This window comes from Pseudomonas sp. KK18 (genome assembly GCF_037094675.1).
In the GTDB taxonomy this organism is placed as follows: Bacteria; Pseudomonadota; Gammaproteobacteria; order Pseudomonadales; family Pseudomonadaceae; genus Aquipseudomonas.
Map to the genome: position 1 here is coordinate 2,723,687 of NZ_CP146605.1, position 14,614 is coordinate 2,738,300.

Genomic DNA, 14,614 nt, shown 5'->3' on the forward strand with positions numbered 1-14,614 from the left:
ATCTTGCTGAGGCCCGGCGACCGGGGCAGCCCGTACACCGAGTATTTCCGCAGCCTCAACCAGGAACTCAAGGCCCGTGGGCCGATGCGCCCGGTGATGCTGATCGACCTCGATCGCCTGGACCACAACATCGACGTGGTGATGCAGTCCGTGCAGCGCGGCGGCAAACATCTGCGGCTGGTGGAGAAATCCCTGCCGTCGCCGGGGCTGTTGGCGTACATCGCCAAGCGAGCCGGCACCCAGCGCCTGATGTCGTTTCACCAGCCATTTCTGAATCACGACACCCAGGTGTTTCCCGACGCCGACATCCTGCTGGGCAAGCCGTTGCCGGTGCGTTCCGCCGAGTTGTTTTACCAAACCCACAAGGGCCCGTTCGACCCGTCCCGCCAGCTGCAATGGCTGCTGGACACGCCCGAGCGCCTGCAACAATACCTGGCGCTGGCCCAGGGGCTGGGCACCAAACTGCGGGTCAATATCGAGCTGGATGTGGGCCTGCATCGCGGCGGCATCAGCGACAACGCGGTACTGGGGCAAATGCTCACGCTGATCAGCGCTCATCCGCAGCAGCTGGAATTCAGTGGGTTCATGGGCTACGACCCGTTCGTGGGCATGGGCGTGCCGGGGATTCTCGGCTCGCCCCAGGACCTGTTCGACAAAGTCATGCAGCGCTACAACGGCTATGTGGATTACACCCGCCAGCACTTTGCGCCGCTGTGGCGCGACGGGCTGACGTTGAATACGGCAGGCAGCCCGAGCTATCGCATTCACGAGCAGGAGAAGCTCAGCAGCGAGGTGTCGGTGGGCACGGCGTTGCTCAAGCCGACGCACTATGACTTGCCGTCGCTGAGCGAGCATGTGCCGGCGGCCTATATCGCCACGCCCGTGTTGAAAAGCACCGGGCCGGTGGACATTCCGGCGCTGGACGGCAAGTCGCGGTTGTTCTCGTGGTGGGATGCGAATCAGCGCGCCACGCTCTTTATTTATGGGGGCAACTGGATGGCGGAGTTTGAATCGCCCAGGGGCTTGCAGAGCAATGACCTGTACGGGCGCAGCTCCAATCAGGAGATGGTCAATGGTTCGCCCAAGGTGGGGCTGAACGTGGAAGACCAGGTGTTTCTGCGCCCGACCCAGAGTGAGTTTGTGCTGCTGCAGTTCGGCGATTTGCTGGCAGTACGGGGCGGGAAAATCGTCGGTACCTGGCCGGTCTACACCTGACAACGCCGTCCCACTGTAGGAGCGAGCTTGCTCGCGAAAAACCCGAGGACGACGCGTTCATCCAGACAGCCCGCGTTATCGTTGACGTTTTTCGCGAGCAAGCTCGCTCCTACAGTTTTTGTCGGGTTTACAGGGCAAACGGAATCGTCAGCTTCGCCCACAACATGTCGCCTTCCGGCCGGTTCTGCACATCAAACTCCTTGGCCCAGCGCACCTCGGCACTCGCATACTTGAGGAAGGTGAAATACACCGCCGGACCGATCGCAAACACCTGGCCCTTGACCCCGTCATCCACATCTTCGCCATAGATGTTCACCACGGTATGCCCGTATTGCTTATCGTCGGTGGTCTGCTTGAGGTAGTAGCCGTTGAGCCCAAGGCTGAGGTTATCCGTCACCTTGTAGCTGGCCGAGTAGTCGAAGTGAAAAATCTGCCCCGACCGGTAATGGGTATCGGGGTTTTCCTTGTTGAAGCTGTAGGTGGTCTTGATCGACAGCTCAGTGCGCTCGTTGGGCATCCAGGTCGCCGACACCAACGGTTTGTAGGTGTAGAAATTGTTGCTGGTATTGGCCAGGCGCGTGGCGTCGTATTCGCCGGTGGGCAGGGTGATTTCCAGGGCGGTGCCCACTGTCAGGTTCTTGCCCAGGTCCCAGAGGATGATCGGCGCCACGGTGGTGTCGCCCATGCTTTCCCGGGTGTCGGACATGCCGAACAGCGACACCTGTTGCTTCAGGTACGGCTGGGCGATGTAGCCGCCCAGGCGCCCGCCGAATACCCGCAACGGGCTGAGGTAATCCAGGCGCGGGATGATCGCGTCGGACTTGATCTTCACGTCCGGCACCTTGCCACCCAACGAGCTGATATCGAGCTTCCTGGCTTCGTAATGGTTGTAATAGATGTTGAAGGCGAACATGTGGTCGGGCAGGTTGTTGACGTCCAGCGGCAGGATGTAGAAGCCATCGGTGCCGGGGCCGATGTTGTCGACGCCGCCTTCGGTGGCCAGGGCCGGCAGGCTGATGAGGGTCAACAGGGCGAGTTGCACGGGGTAAAACGCACGGGTCGTGTTCATGTCTGGGCTCATTATTATTATCAGGACGACGCTGCCTATAGAAATAAGCCCTCGGCGCCCGGCGGGGCAGGGTATTGGCGGCCACATAGGGGGACTTTGGCGGACAGCTTTCATCCAGAGTGCAGCAGTTCTTGCAAGAGCCTATGATTGTCAGGATGTTTCCAAAACAAGAACTGAAGCACTCAGTCGGGAATCGAAGATCCATGCAAAGGAAAGCCGTTGATCCGCACTATGATCTGGCCCTGGTCTCGCCATTTCTGTTGCAAACCCTCGGCCAAGTGGTCGCGCAAAAAGGCGCGAGCGCCGAGCACCTGTGCCGTGGCCTGGGATTCACCCTGGCCGACCTGGACGACCCGGCCCAGCGCATTTCCTATCGCCAGGCGGTAGCGATGATCCAGCGTGCACTCAAGGTGTTGCCCGACCAGGGGCTGGGCCTGTGGGTAGGCCATCAGAACGTACTCGGCACCCTGGGCCTGCTCGGCCATGTGATTTCACTGTGCAAGACGTTGCGCGATGCGTTTGCCATCGGGGAACGTCATCAGCACACCTCCGGTGGTATCGCCACCTCGCGCACCCATGAAGGCCCCCAGGAAGTTTTCGTCGATATCGAATGCCTGCTGCCCTACGCCGAGGTGCAGGTGTTTGCCGCCGAGGAGTTCTTCGCCAGCCTGATGGTGTATGGCCGCGCCCTGGTGGGCGAGGGCTTCATGCCGCTGCGGGTCGAATTTATCCACGCCGCGCCCAGCTATGTCGCTGACTATCACCAGCTGTTGGGTGCGGATGTGCGTTTTGGCTGCCTGCATAACCGCATGGTCCTGGCCAGCCACTGGCTGGATGTGCGGCTGCCCAATCACCATGCCCTGGCCTTGCGCCAGGCCCTGGAACTGCTGGAACTGGAAAGCGCGCAACTGCATCAGAAAATGGATTTGATCCAGGCGGTGGAGCGCGCGATTTCCCGGGATTTGCAGGGCAGCCAGCTGGAAAAGGTCGCCAGTGACTTGAACATGAGCGGGCGTACCTTGCGCCGGCGCCTGACCGAGCATGGGCTGACGTTCGAGGGCTTGCTGGAACAGGTGCGCAGGGCAAGGACCATGGGCTTGCTGAGCAACCCGGGGTTGTCCATCGAACGGATCACCGAGGAAGTTGGCTACAGCGATGTGCGCAGTTTTCGGCGGGCGTTCAAGCGCTGGACCGGGCTGAGCCCCAGTGCGTTTCGCGGTGAAGGCGCAGGGCCGGGGTGATCGTCAGGATTGGCCCCATTGGCTACCTGATCTTTCCCCGGATTGGCTATTTGTCCAATGTCCCCTCGTCACTACTCTAGACACCAATCCCCACTGTTCTGGAGTATCACCATGCAAGCTCGTACCGACTTCTACACCGCCTCCCCGGATGCCATGAAAGCCATGCTGGCCCTGGAGGCTGCCGTCGGCAAACTGTCCATCGAACTGCCGCTGCTGGAACTGGTGCGCCTGCGTGTGTCGCAGATCAACGGCTGCGCCTTCTGCCTCGACATGCACACCGCCGACGCCCGCAAGGGGGGCGAGACCGAGCGTCGCCTGTACACCGTGTCGGCCTGGCGTGAAACGCCGTTCTTCACCCCCCGTGAACGCGCCGCGCTGGCCTGGGCCGAAAGCCTGACCCTGCTGAGCCAGACCCACGCACCGGATGCAGACTTCACCGAACTGGCCGCCCACTTCAGCCCGCAAGAGCAAGTCGACCTGAGCGTGGCGATCGCCACCATCAACAGCTGGAACCGTCTGGCGGTGGGTTTTCGCAAGATGCCTAAATAACCCCGCGTCACCTGTGGCGAGGGAGCTTGCTCCCGCTGGGCTGCGTAGCAGACCCACAGAATTTTCCCACGAGATGCCGGGATTGCTTCGATTTGGACCGCAGATTAACCTCCCCCGGTTGCTGACACTCAGCAATCGGGCTTCGCGGCCCGCTAACTTGATGCATAATTGCCACCGCTTTGCGCCGGACACTTTGGTGTTCGGCGTTTCGTGTTATGGCAGCTGTGCGTGGGATACCTTCGGGTATGCCGAGTTCCAAGTTCTCGGTCCGCGAACCTGCGTACAGCTGCCACCTTCCATCGCGTCGCGGCGATTAGGTGCAGCTCCAGCCAAACTTGGAGATATGTCATGCACAAAGTCACGCCGAATCCCCCGCCTAAAGATTCAGCAGCGCTGTTGGACGCTGCGAGTCGCGCTGCCCGTCACGCTCTTCCACCTCCGCCACACACCAACGGCTACCTTCCACTGTTTTCCATCAATGCTGCCGCCAATACGGAGGCGCTGCTGGCCAACGCCTATGAGACCCTTAATGGCGCGTGCGGCCTTGTTCAGGATCTGGCGGAGACAATGGACGACAAGCAACGTTGTCAGTTACTGGCCATCGGGCAGTTGCTGGAGTTGACGGTGTTGTTGGTTGATCGGGCGATGGAGCAGAAATGTCCGGTCTAGGCGGTTAAGGAACCGTATTCAACCTAAGAAGCAGATCCAGTGTGGGAGCTGTCGAGCCCCGGCGAGGCTGCGATGGTGGCGGCACAGTCAATATTGATATCGGCTGATCCACCGCCATCGCGGCCTCGCTAAAGCTCGACGGCTCCCACCTTTGTTCTTCTAGAAGTTAACTGTTGCACTCAAGCGCGCCGTCAACGGCGCACCCTGGAACAGGTAGTCATCGCCCATGTATTCGCCGGCATCGCGCCAGTAACGCTTGTCGAACAGGTTGTCGACGCTCAGGCGAAACACCGTTTCATAGCCATCGAGTTTGGTGGTGTAGCGGCTGCCGACGTTGACGATGGCGTAGTCGCCCACTTCCACATCACCGGTGCGATTGGCGTACTTGTTGGCGCTGTATTGCACGCCGCCGAGCAGCGCCAGGCCGTCGACCCAGGGCAGGGCGTAGTCGGCGTACAGACTGGCCCGCAGTTTCGGCACGTTGATCGCTTGATGGCCTTCGTATTCCGGCGTGCCGCTGCCCGTCACCCGTGCACGGATGGCCGCGACGCTGGCGGCGATCTGCAAGCGCTGGGTGGCCCAGCCGTTGGCGGACAATTCCAGGCCGGTGTTTTTCTGCTCGCCCTGTTGCACGTAGGTGTAGTCGCCGGCGTCATCCGGCCTGGCATATTGATAGGCCTGGCGAGTCTGGAAGATCGCGGCGGCAAAGCTGATGCGGCGCCAGTCGTATTTCACCCCGGCTTCGATCTGGCGGGAAACTGTCGGGGCGAGGGTTTCATCTTTATTCAGGGCAAACCACGGCGCGGTACCGCCCACGGACAGGCCTTTGCTGTAGCTGGTGTAGAGCGACAGGTTTTCAATCGGTTTGTAGATCAGCGCCGCCTGGGGCAGGAACACATACTGCCGGGTGTGGCGCGACTCGTTGCCCTGATCATCGAAAGCCTTTTCGTCCAGGCGCACTTCGCGGCCGCCCACGATGGTCTGCCATTGCTCGTTGAAGCTGATGCGGTCGGTGACGAACAGGCCGTATTGGCGGCTGTCGAGGTTGCGATGACTATCGTTCAGGGGCTTATCGGTGGGCGCGAAGTTTTCCGGGTCCTGATTGATATTGCCGGAGCCAATCATCTCGTTGACCGATTCGCGCTTGTCCACCACTCGCCGAAACGCACTGCTGCCAAACGTCAACTCATGCCCCAGGCCACCGGTATTGAACAACCCGGTCATCGCGGCCTGGATTTCATCATCGCGCCGGGTGTCATCAGGGCTGCGGAAGTCATAGATATCGTAGTTGCCTTCCGGGCTGAAGTAGTTCGGTACCTTGGCCCCGGCACAGCTCGCGGACCCGTAGCAGCCCCACGCAAACGAACTGTAATCATCAATCACCACCTTGCTGCGCGCCGCGCTGACGCTGCCTTTCCACTGGTCACTGAAGCGATATTCAAACTTGCCGTTGAGGTTCAGCGAATCAATCCCTACCTGATTCGCACCGCTCTGATGCCCCAGCAGTTTTTTCGGCGACGCGTCGTGCGGCACCTCGGTCCCGCCCAGCAGCTGATAACCCGGCACCGAGCGCTGTTGCTTGTTCTGATACTCGGCATCCAGCTGCAATACCGCGTCGGGGCTGATGTTCCAGTCGAACGCCAGGGACAGGAAATCCCGGTGGCCATTGGCATGTTCGACATAGGAATGCAGGTCTTCATGGGCCACGTTGGCGCGCAGGCCGAACTGCTGCTCGCTGCCAAACCAGCCGCCCACGTCGGTGGCCAGGTAACCACTGCCGCGATCATCGGTGGACACCGTCACCGAGCGCACATCCTCCGGGCGCTTGGTCACGTAATTGATCACGCCGCTGGGCTCGGAAATCCCGCTTTGCATACCCGACAATCCCTTGAGCAGCTCCACGCGCTGCTTGTTCTCCAGGGCAACGTTCTGCTCGCCGGTGATGGTGCGGCCATTGATCTTGTAACTGCTGGCGGCATTCAGCGAGAAACCGCGCACCACGAAGTTTTCGTAGTAGCCGATGGGCGCATAGCTGTCGCCCACCGAGGCGTCATTGCGCAGCACTTCGCTGAGCAAGCGCGCCTGCTGGTCCTTGATCAACGACTCGTTGAACACCGCGATCGAGGCCGGCGTGTCGAGCAACGGCGCCTCATTGAAAGCGCCCACCGACGCGGTGTCGGTGTTATAGCCGGATTCATCCTGGCCCTGGACCTTCACCTCCGGCAGCTCGATATCAGCCGCCTGGCTGCTTCCAATACCTGCGCTGAGCAACAGGCCGAGGGCAAAACGTGAAGGGGCAGCGGGGCGAAGACGCAAAACCATGGGGGAAGGCCTGAGAGCGCAGAGCGGAGGGCGCATAAGCTAGGCATAACGGCGGCGTTTTACAAGTTTTCGAGAATGGTTCGCTTTGAGACGTCCCGTCTCAGCCCGCAGATCAATCCTGCTGCTGCTCGACAGCGGCCCCTGGCAACTGCGATAGACAAGGCTTCTCTCACCGTTGAAGGAGATCGTCATGAGTATCGCTGGAAAAGTTGCACTGGTGACCGGCGCCGGGCAGGGCATCGGCCGGGCCATCGCCCTGCGCCTGGCGCGGGACGGCGCCGACATAGCGTTGGTGGACATCAACAGCGCGAAGATTGAAGCGGTGGCGGCCGAGGTGGTTGCACTGGGGCGCAAGGCCTCGGTGTATGTCGCCGATGTCTCGAAGCTGGAGCAAGTGGTCGCGGCGGTGGACCATGCCCACCAGACCCTGGGCGGCTTCGACATCATCATCAACAACGCCGGTGTCGCACAGATTGACGCACTGCTGGACGTAACCCCGGAACAAGTCGACCGCACGTTGCGTATCAACGTGCAGGGCACGCTTTGGGGCATCCAGGCCGCAGGCAAGAAATTCAAGGCGCTGAAGCAGAAGGGCAAGATCATCAATGCCTGCTCGATTGCCGGCCATGAAGGCTTTGCGCTGCTGGGGGTGTACTCGGCCACCAAGTTTGCCGTGCGTGCGCTGACCCAGGCCGCGGCGAGGGAACTGGCCATTGACGGGATTACCGTCAACGCCTACTGCCCGGGTGTGGTGGGCACCGACATGTGGGTCGAGATCGACAAGCGCATGGCCGGGATTACCGGCGCCGAGGTGGGGGCGACGTACAAGAAGTATGTGGACGGGATTGCGTTGGGCCGGGCGGAAACGCCGGAGGATGTGGCGGGGCTGGTGTCGTACCTGGCGGGGCCGGATTCGGATTACATGACCGGGCAATCGCCGTTGATTGATGGCGGGATTCTGTACCGCTGAGCTGGCGGAATCACTCGGTCAAAAAATGTGGGAGCGGGCTTGCTCGCGAAGGCGGAGTGTCAGTCACCGGAAATGTTGACTGGTACACCGCCTTCGCGAGCAAGCCCGCTCCCACATTTTTGACCGTGTTGGGTCAGTGCTTGCCGGGCATGTCGATACCCAGCTGGTTAACCCGCCGATACAAGGTCGCCCTGGAAATCCCCAACGCCTGCGCCGCCGCCAGCGGCTTCCACCGATGCCGAATCAGTGCGTCCAGCACCAACTGCCGTTCCGGGCTGACGCTTTCCGATGTTTCCACCGCAACCGCGTCACCGCGAACTTCCACCGGCAAATCCGCCAGTTGAATTGTCCCGCCGTCGCACACCGCACAGGCGTATGCCAATACATGCCGCAGTTGCCGCACATTCCCCGGCCAGGCATAACCCAGCAGCGACTCCAGCGCCGCTGCCGCGATCCCGACCGCAACACCGCTGTGCCGCGCCTCCTGCTCCAGAAGCCGATTGATCAATGCCAGTTTGTCCATGCGCTCGCGCAATGGCGGCACACAGAACCGCGCACAGCCCAACCGGAAATACAAATCCTCGCGAAAGCTTCCAGCACTCACCAGCGCCGCCAAGTCCCGATGGCTGGCGCAGATCACCTGGATATCCACCGCCCGGGTTTTTGCCCCGCCCAGCGGCGCCACTTCACCTTCGGCCATTACCCGCAGCAGTCGCGTCTGCAACGCCAGCGGCATGTCGCCGATCTCGTCGAGAAACAACGTGCCGCCATCGGCCTGCAACAGCAGCCCGGTCATGCCCTTGCTGGAGGCACCGGTAAATGCCCCGGCCACGTAGCCGAACAGTTCGCTCTCGATCAGGTTTTCCGGGATCGCCGCGCAGTTCACCGCCACAAAGGGTCCGTCGCGACGGGCACTGCGTTCATGCAACTGGCGGGCAAACACTTCCTTGCCGGCGCCGGTTTCGCCCTGGACCAGCACCGGCAGGTTGCGGTCCTTGACCCGCACGGCCAGGCGCAGATGTTCTTCTACTCGCGGGTCTACCTGATGACTCGAAGACACCGTCGTACGTGCAGCCTTACGCCGCGGCGCGCTGACCCGTACCTGCAACGCCCCCGGCTCGCCGAGCCAATGCAACTGCTGCGTCGATTGATCGGTCACGGCGCGCAACGCGTCCAGGTCAAACACTTCGCCGATATGCTCCGGCAATTGCCCGAAGCGCAACCTCAGGGCCTGCCGCGCCTTGCTGTTCAAGGCTTGCAGCCGCCCATCCTGATCCCACGCCAGCAGCATGTCGGGCTGGCTGTCGACGTAACCGGGCGTGCTGTGGGCCTGCAACACCCAATGTTGCCGGGCGCTGTGCATGAAAAACGCGTTCTCGATGGCCCGCGCGCTTTGCGCCACCATCTGCCGAACCAGGTGCTGGCTGCGCCGGTCATCCGGCGATTTGAGGGCGGAGGCGTCCATCACGCCCAGCAGGTTGCCCAGGGGATCAAAGATGGGGGCGGCAGAGCAGGTCAGGCCGATAAACGCCGCACGAAAGTGGTCGCGCTTGTGCACGGTGACCGCGGCCTTGCTGGTCAGCACCGTGGCCACGCCACAGGTGCCTTCCTCGGCTTCCGACCAGCAGGTGCCCAGGTACAGGCCGGCCTTGCGGCAGTCGTTACGAATGCCGGCGTCCACACGATGGTCGATGGTCTGGCCCTGGGCGTCGGTAAGCATCACGCAGTAATCGGCGTGGCGCACCCGGTTGTGAATCTGCCCGACTTCCTCACTGGCGATGCGCATGAACAGCTCGGCGCGTTCGCGGCATTCCTTGAGCAGGGTGCTGGTGAGGATGCGCGGCCCTTGCAGGGAACCGGGGTCGAGGTGGTGCTGCTCCAAGGAGCGGCGCCAGGAATCAAAAATCAGCGACGGCACCGGAGCCTGGGGCAGGCGGTCGGCGTTGCGTACCACGCGGCTGACACAGTCGACATGGTCCTTGGAGTTCACGGCGAGCATTGAAGCCTCCGGTTCTCGATCCTTGTTGTTATGCCCGCCATTAAGCGCCCATGGGCCGGGAGGAACAAGGCCGGCCTGACCAACTGCCCGAGGTGAGACGCAGCGTCTCATTGCGCCGCAGACGCTGCGGGCAGGTTGCAACGGCGCGTCTCATTGAACGGCCCACAGTGGCACGTCCACGCTTCCAGGCAACTGCTCTGGGTCAAGGCTTTTCCGGGTTTTCCAGCGGATTGGCACAGGCCGTGCTGAGTGCCTTGCAGCTGGCCTGATCCAGCCTTTTGTGTGTCGAGACAACCTGGAGAACAACAAGATGTCCACTCACCTGTCCACCGATCAATTGCTCCATGCCTACACCGTGATGCGCACCATCCGTGATTTCGAAGAACGCCTGCACGTGGAATTCGCCACCGGCGAGATTCCCGGTTTCGTGCATTTGTATGCCGGCCAGGAGGCCAGCGCCGCCGGGGTCATGGCCCACCTCAACGATGAAGATTGCATCGCCTCCAACCACCGTGGCCACGGCCATTGCATCGCCAAGGGCGTGGATGTGTTCGGCATGATGGCCGAGATCTACGGCAAGAAGACCGGCGTCTGCGGCGGCAAGGGCGGCTCCATGCACATCGCCGACCAGGAGAAGGGCATGCTCGGCGCCAACGGCATTGTGGGTGCCGGGGCGCCGCTGGCAGCCGGTGCGGCGCTGGCGGCCAAGCTCAAGGGCAGCGCGGGTGTGGCGGTCGCGTTTTTCGGCGACGGCGGCTCCAACGAGGGCGCGGTGTTTGAAGCGATGAACCTGGCCTCGATCATGAACCTGCCGTGCCTGTTCGTGGCCGAGAACAACGGATATGCCGAAGCCACCGGGTCCGGCTGGTCGGTGGCCTGCAAGGACATTGCCGAGCGTGCCGTGGGTTTTGGCATGCCGGGGGTGATTGTCGACGGCAACGACTTTTTTGCCGTGCACGCCGCCCTCGGCGTCGCGGTAGAGCGTGCCCGCAGCGGTAAAGGGCCGACGCTGGTGGAGGTCAAACTGAGCCGTTTCTACGGCCACTTCGAAGGCGATGCGCAAACCTATCGCGGCCCGGACGAAGTGAAAAACCTGCGGGAAACCGGCGACTGCCTGAGCCTGTTTCGCCAGCGCTGCACCGCCGAAGGCTGGCTCGACGCGGCTCAGTTCGAACGCATCGACACCGAAGTCGCGCAGCTGATCGAAGACGCCGTGCGCCTGGCCAAGTCCGATCCCAAACCCCAGGCCGCCGACCTGCTCAGCGATGTCTACGTCGCCTACCGCTAACCGCCACCCACTACAAAAACAATCCGTGGAGAAGTCATCATGGCTAGAAAAATCAGCTATCAGCAGGCAATCAACGAAGCCCTGGCCCAGGAAATGCGCCGCGACCAGAGCGTGTTCATCATCGGCCAGGATGTGTCCGGCGGCACCGGTTCGCCCGGTGAACAGGACGCCTGGGGTGGCGTGCTCGGCGTCACCAAGGGGCTGTATCCGGAGTTCCCCGACCGCGTGCTCGACGCGCCACTTTCCGAGGTCGGTTATGTGGGCATGGCCGTCGGTGCAGCCACCCGTGGCATGCGCCCGGTGTGCGAGTTGATGTTCGTCGACTTTATCGGCTGCTGCCTCGACCAGTTGCTCAACCAGGCGGCGAAGTTTCGCTATATGTTCGGTGGCAAGACCACCACGCCGCTGGTGGTGCGCGCCATGTACGGCGCCGGCCTGCGTGCGGCGGCCCAGCATTCGCAGATGCTCACCTCGATGTGGACGCATATTCCCGGGCTCAAGGTGGTGTGCCCGGCCACGCCCTATGACGCCAAGGGCATGCTGATCCAGGCGATCCGCGACAACGACCCGGTGATTTTCCTCGAACACAAAATGCTCTACAGCCTCCAGGGCGAAGTGCCGGAAGAGCTGTACACCGTGCCGTTCGGCGAAGCCAACTACGTGCGTGAAGGCAACGATGTAACCCTGGTGACCTACGGGCGCATGGTGCACATCGCCCTGGAAGCCGCCGCCAATCTGGCGCGCCAGGGTATCGACTGCGAAGTGTTGGACCTGCGCACCACCAGCCCGCTGGACGAAGACAGCATCCTTGAAAGCGTGGAGAAAACCGGGCGCCTGGTGGTGATCGACGAGTCCAACCCACGTTGCTCGATTGCCACGGACATCAGTGCATTGGTGGCGCAACGGGCGTTCGGCTTCCTGCGCGCGCCGATCGAAATGGTCACCGCGCCTCACACGCCGGTGCCGTTCTCCGATGCCCTGGAGGACCTGTACATCCCCAACGCGGCGAAGATCGAAGCTGCGGTGCTGAAGATCGCCGACAAGAGGAATGCCGCATGATCCATACACTGACCATGCCCAAGTGGGGGCTGTCGATGACCGAGGGCCGGGTTGATGTCTGGCTCAAGCAGCCGGGCGACCCGGTGGAGAAGGGTGAAGAAGTGCTGGATGTCGAGACCGACAAGATTTCCAGCAGTGTCGAGGCACCCTTCAGCGGGGTGCTGCGGCGGGTGTTGGCCCAGAGCGATGAGACATTGCCCGTGGGGGCATTGCTGGCAATCGTGGTGGAAGGCGAGGCCAGCGAGGCCGAGATTGATGGGGTGATCGAGGCGTTCCAGGCGGGGTTCGTTTCCAGTGCCGCCGAGGCTGAAGCCAGCGGGCCATCGGCACAGAAGGTCGAGGTGGGCGGGCGCCTGCTGCGCTATCTGGACCTCGGGGAGGGCGGCACACCGCTGGTGCTGGTGCACGGCTTTGGTGGCGACCTGAATAACTGGCTGTTCAATCACCCGGTGCTCGCGGCTGAGCGGCGGGTGATCGCCCTGGATTTGCCGGGGCATGGCGAGTCGGGCAAGTACCTGCAAACGGGCGAGCTTGAGGAGCTGAGCCAGGCGGTATTGGCACTGCTGGATTATCTGAAGGTTGACCGGGTACACCTCGCCGGGCATTCCATGGGCGGGCTGGTTTCCCTGAACCTCGCGCGGGTGGCACCGCAGCGTGTGGCGTCGTTGACCCTGATCGCCAGCGCTGGATTGGGTACGCAGATCAACAGTGACTACCTGCAAGGTTTTATCGACGCGAGCAATCGCAATGCACTCAAGCCGCAACTGGTGCAACTGTTCAGCGATCCGGCGCTGGTGACCCGGCAGATGCTGGAAGACATGCTCAAGTTCAAGCGCCTGGAGGGTGTGGAGCAGGCGTTGCGGCAGATCACCGGGGTGTTGTTCAGCGGTGGTCGGCAATTGGTGGATTTGCGCAGTGTGGTGGGGCAGCAGCCGAGCCTGGTGATCTGGGGCAGTGATGATGCAATCATCCCGGCGAGCCATGCCCATGGGTTGGACGCTCAGGTGGAGATACTGCCGGGGCAGGGGCATATGGTGCAGCTGGAGGCGGCGGAGCGGGTGAATCAGTTGATGCTGGCGTTTCTTCGGACCTGATCGTTCCCACGCTCCGCGTGGGAACGATCTTCAAATGTGGGAGCGGGCTTGCTCGCGAAGGCGGTGTATCAGTGCCAGATTTATTGACTGACCCACCGCATTCGCGAGCAAGCCCGCTCCCACACAAGCCCGCTCCTACATTTACCTCTGGCGCTTCAGGGTCTCGCTGGGCAACTCCTGAAACAACGCCCGATAACTGTTGGAAAACCGCCCCAAATGCCAGAACGACCAATTCATCGCCACCTCCGCCACGGTGGTGTCCACTGACGGCGGGCTCAACAACTCCCGCCGTGCACTGTTCAACCGGCGCAACCGCAACCACTGCGCCGGGCTCATCCCTGTATACGTCTTGAACCCGTGCTGCAACTGGCGCAACGGCACCCCGGCAATGCGCGCCAGTTGCACTAGGTTGACGGTTTCATCCGGCACATCCGCCGCCCATTCGCCAATGCGCGCCATGATGATTCGCTCCTCGGTGCGTCGCTGCAATGAGCCCTTGTCGAGGCACACGCAGGCGTTGTCGAGGATGAACAGGCAGTCGTCCAGTAACTGCTGAGTCAGCGCATCACGACTCGGCGGGTCCAGCGTCGCCGACAGCCGTGTCAGCGTGCCGCTGAGCCAGCGGCTGAACAACGGGTTTTGCAGGGAGTTGAGCGGGGCCATGAACAACCCCTCCAGCTTCGTCACATCCAGACCATGGCGCTGGACAAACTGCGGCCCGAACACCACTGCCACTTCGCGGTAGTTTTCCGGGGTGATCCAGGTGTTGCGGCTTTCGCCATTGAGCACGTACAGCGCGTTGTCGCTGCCATCGAAACAGAACGCCAGGGAACCCGGCGGCGCGTTGAAGTTCTGCTCCACCCGGGTGTTCATCCGCTCTTCGTACACCTCGACACCTTGCAGGTCGAGATAGCGGATCTGCCCGGCAAAATGCCCCGGGGACATCTGCTGGTACTGCTGCACCCAACCGGGTGTCGCACTGCATTGAGCGGCCACATCACCGGTGGTGAAGGCCTGTACGCGCAAAGCTGTTGCCTGTGTCATGGGTAACCTGGGCGCACTCTATTGGTGCGTTGTGGTTGGCGCAAAGTGGATAGATGCCGTTGGACGGCTGGCCCAAGATAGACCTCAATGCGCCG

Annotated in this window: 12 protein-coding genes; 8 read left to right on the forward strand and 4 right to left on the reverse strand. The window is 62.0% G+C overall.

Annotated features, from left to right (window positions below; genetic code table 11):
- Nucleotides 1–6 precede the first annotated feature (6 nt).
- Nucleotides 7–1,215, forward strand: a complete 1,209-nt coding sequence (locus V6607_RS12450; RefSeq protein WP_166742195.1) for a DSD1 family PLP-dependent enzyme — start codon at nucleotides 7–9, stop codon at nucleotides 1,213–1,215.
- A 127-nt stretch (nucleotides 1,216–1,342) separates the two neighbouring features.
- Here the strand turns inward: V6607_RS12450 and V6607_RS12455 are convergent, their stop codons facing one another.
- The gene (locus V6607_RS12455) at nucleotides 1,343–2,284 is read right to left on the reverse strand and encodes a transporter (RefSeq protein ID WP_003219185.1); all 942 of its coding nucleotides are present in this window, start codon (nucleotides 2,282–2,284) and stop codon (nucleotides 1,343–1,345) included.
- A gap of 203 nt (nucleotides 2,285–2,487) precedes the next feature.
- Here V6607_RS12455 and V6607_RS12460 point away from each other — a divergent pair, with 203 nt between their 5' ends.
- The 3 genes from V6607_RS12460 (at nucleotide 2,488) to V6607_RS12470 (ending at nucleotide 4,743) form a co-directional block, all read left to right on the forward strand.
- Nucleotides 2,488–3,525 carry an AraC family transcriptional regulator ligand-binding domain-containing protein gene (locus V6607_RS12460; RefSeq protein ID WP_008430730.1) on the forward strand — a complete coding sequence of 346 codons (1,038 nt, stop codon included), beginning with the start codon at nucleotides 2,488–2,490 and terminating at the stop codon, nucleotides 3,523–3,525.
- Between the two features lie 111 nt (nucleotides 3,526–3,636).
- Nucleotides 3,637–4,074, forward strand: a complete 438-nt coding sequence (locus V6607_RS12465) for a carboxymuconolactone decarboxylase family protein (RefSeq protein ID WP_003219182.1) — start codon at nucleotides 3,637–3,639, stop codon at nucleotides 4,072–4,074.
- A gap of 348 nt (nucleotides 4,075–4,422) precedes the next feature.
- Complete coding sequence (locus V6607_RS12470; protein ID WP_008430732.1) at nucleotides 4,423–4,743, forward strand: DUF6124 family protein; 321 nt, start codon at nucleotides 4,423–4,425, stop codon at nucleotides 4,741–4,743.
- A gap of 159 nt (nucleotides 4,744–4,902) precedes the next feature.
- Here V6607_RS12470 and V6607_RS12475 read toward each other — a convergent pair whose 3' ends face one another.
- On the reverse strand, nucleotides 4,903–7,065 hold the full coding sequence (locus V6607_RS12475; RefSeq protein ID WP_134326201.1) for a TonB-dependent siderophore receptor: 2,163 nt from the start codon (nucleotides 7,063–7,065) through the stop codon (nucleotides 4,903–4,905).
- A gap of 190 nt (nucleotides 7,066–7,255) precedes the next feature.
- Here V6607_RS12475 and V6607_RS12480 point away from each other — a divergent pair, with 190 nt between their 5' ends.
- Nucleotides 7,256–8,035: an acetoin reductase gene (locus V6607_RS12480; RefSeq protein WP_134326202.1), complete on the forward strand. Its 780-nt coding sequence runs from the start codon at nucleotides 7,256–7,258 to the stop codon at nucleotides 8,033–8,035.
- A 133-nt stretch (nucleotides 8,036–8,168) separates the two neighbouring features.
- Here the strand turns inward: V6607_RS12480 and V6607_RS12485 are convergent, their stop codons facing one another.
- On the reverse strand, nucleotides 8,169–10,034 hold the full coding sequence (locus V6607_RS12485) for a sigma-54-dependent Fis family transcriptional regulator (protein ID WP_134326203.1): 1,866 nt from the start codon (nucleotides 10,032–10,034) through the stop codon (nucleotides 8,169–8,171).
- Nucleotides 10,035–10,344: 310 nt separating this feature from the next.
- On the opposite strand from V6607_RS12485, the gene V6607_RS12490 reads away from it, so the two are divergent.
- Genes V6607_RS12490 through V6607_RS12500 form a run of 3 tightly spaced genes read left to right on the forward strand, consistent with a single transcriptional unit; the run spans nucleotide 10,345 to nucleotide 13,475 of the window.
- Nucleotides 10,345–11,322, forward strand: a complete 978-nt coding sequence (locus V6607_RS12490) for a thiamine pyrophosphate-dependent dehydrogenase E1 component subunit alpha (protein ID WP_003219159.1) — start codon at nucleotides 10,345–10,347, stop codon at nucleotides 11,320–11,322.
- 39 nt (nucleotides 11,323–11,361) lie between these two features.
- Nucleotides 11,362–12,381 (forward strand): alpha-ketoacid dehydrogenase subunit beta, encoded by a 1,020-nt coding sequence (locus tag V6607_RS12495; RefSeq protein ID WP_003219158.1) that lies wholly within the window; start codon nucleotides 11,362–11,364, stop codon nucleotides 12,379–12,381.
- Complete coding sequence (locus tag V6607_RS12500) at nucleotides 12,378–13,475, forward strand: acetoin dehydrogenase dihydrolipoyllysine-residue acetyltransferase subunit (RefSeq protein ID WP_134326204.1); 1,098 nt, start codon at nucleotides 12,378–12,380, stop codon at nucleotides 13,473–13,475. The genes V6607_RS12495 and V6607_RS12500 overlap by 4 nt, the downstream gene beginning before the upstream one ends.
- A gap of 141 nt (nucleotides 13,476–13,616) precedes the next feature.
- On the opposite strand, the gene V6607_RS12505 is transcribed toward V6607_RS12500, so the two are convergent.
- A complete protein-coding gene (locus tag V6607_RS12505) occupies nucleotides 13,617–14,519 on the reverse strand; it encodes a helix-turn-helix domain-containing protein (RefSeq protein ID WP_134326205.1) in 903 nt (300 codons plus the stop codon).
- Between the last annotated feature and the right edge of the window lie 95 nt (nucleotides 14,520–14,614).

What these genes read in the sequence shown, in the direction of transcription:
- V6607_RS12455 (WP_003219185.1), bottom strand. Translation starts at nt 2,284, where the DNA reads ATGAACACGACCCGTGCGTTTTACCCCGTGCAACTCGCCCTGTTGACC.
- V6607_RS12460 (WP_008430730.1), top strand. Translation starts at nt 2,488, where the DNA reads ATGCAAAGGAAAGCCGTTGATCCGCACTATGATCTGGCCCTGGTCTCG.
- V6607_RS12465 (WP_003219182.1), top strand. Translation starts at nt 3,637, where the DNA reads ATGCAAGCTCGTACCGACTTCTACACCGCCTCCCCGGATGCCATGAAA.
- V6607_RS12470 (WP_008430732.1), top strand. Translation starts at nt 4,423, where the DNA reads ATGCACAAAGTCACGCCGAATCCCCCGCCTAAAGATTCAGCAGCGCTG.
- V6607_RS12475 (WP_134326201.1), bottom strand. Translation starts at nt 7,065, where the DNA reads ATGGTTTTGCGTCTTCGCCCCGCTGCCCCTTCACGTTTTGCCCTCGGC.
- V6607_RS12480 (WP_134326202.1), top strand. Translation starts at nt 7,256, where the DNA reads ATGAGTATCGCTGGAAAAGTTGCACTGGTGACCGGCGCCGGGCAGGGC.
- V6607_RS12485 (WP_134326203.1), bottom strand. Translation starts at nt 10,034, where the DNA reads ATGCTCGCCGTGAACTCCAAGGACCATGTCGACTGTGTCAGCCGCGTG.
- V6607_RS12490 (WP_003219159.1), top strand. Translation starts at nt 10,345, where the DNA reads ATGTCCACTCACCTGTCCACCGATCAATTGCTCCATGCCTACACCGTG.
- V6607_RS12495 (WP_003219158.1), top strand. Translation starts at nt 11,362, where the DNA reads ATGGCTAGAAAAATCAGCTATCAGCAGGCAATCAACGAAGCCCTGGCC.
- V6607_RS12500 (WP_134326204.1), top strand. Translation starts at nt 12,378, where the DNA reads ATGATCCATACACTGACCATGCCCAAGTGGGGGCTGTCGATGACCGAG.
- V6607_RS12505 (WP_134326205.1), bottom strand. Translation starts at nt 14,519, where the DNA reads ATGACACAGGCAACAGCTTTGCGCGTACAGGCCTTCACCACCGGTGAT.